Below are 1013 nucleotides of genomic sequence, written 5' to 3'. Positions count from 1 at the left end.
CATTTGAAATTGTTTGGCTACGGACGCGAAACTTCGCCGTTTTTGGCCCAGCTGTCGCAAGCCGACTTTAAGCCGATTGTGAAACAAAGCTATTCTGCCGCTTTGATGACGGCTGTGTCCCTGCCCAGCTTTTTCAATGCGATACCGCATGCCAACGGTTATGAGCAAATCAGCAGCGGCGATACCAATATGTTCCGCCTCGCCAAAGAGCAGGGCTATGAAACGTATTTTTACAGCGCGCAGGCTGAAAACGAGATGGCGATTTTGAACTTAATCGGTAAAAAGTGGATAGACCATCTGATTCAGCCGACGCAGCTGGGCTATGGCAACGGCGACAATATGCCTGATGAGAAGCTGTTGCCGCTGTTCGACAAAATCAATTTGCAGCAGGGCAAGCATTTTATCGTGTTGCACCAACGCGGTTCGCACGTCCCATACGGCGCATTGTTGCAGCCTCAAGATAAAGTATTCGGCGAAGCCAATATTGTGGATAAATACGACAACACCATCCACAAAACCGACCAAATGATTCAAACCGTATTCGAGCAGCTGCAAAAGCAGTCTGACGGCAACTGGCTGTTTGCCTATACCTCCGATCATGGCCAGTATGTGCGCCAAGATACCTACAATCAAGGCACGGTGCAGCCCGACAGCTATCTTGTGCCGCTGGTGTTGTACAGCCCGAATAAGGCCGTGCAACAGGCTGCCAACCAAGCTTTTGCGCCTTGCGAGATTGCCTTCCATCAGCAGCTTTCAACGTTCCTGATTCACACACTGGGCTACGATATGCCGGTTTCAGGTTGTAGCGAAGGCTCGGTAACGGGCAATCTGATTACAGGCGATGCAGGCAGCTTGAATATTCGCGACGGCAAGGCGGAATATGTTTATCCGCAATAAGCGGCGAGAAAACCAATAAAGACAAATTTAGATGATGTCGGGGATAGATGCCCGACCGACAAGACTATGCAAAATATGAAAAACCAAGTACGCGGATCAGGCATGGATGCCCGATC

Annotated in this window: 1 protein-coding gene; it reads left to right on the top strand. The window is 50.0% G+C overall.

All coding sequences use genetic code 11. The annotated features are described in order from the left end of the window. A partial coding sequence (locus ACTHUR_RS11935) for a phosphoethanolamine transferase (RefSeq protein WP_440398714.1) occupies positions 1-897 on the top strand: 897 nt, incomplete at its 5' end. Between the last annotated feature and the right edge of the window lie 116 nt (positions 898-1013).

This window comes from Neisseria sp. P0021.S007, assembly GCF_051956855.1.
Note: the sequence above shows the minus strand (reverse complement) of the source record. Positions and strands in the feature narration are given on the sequence as shown.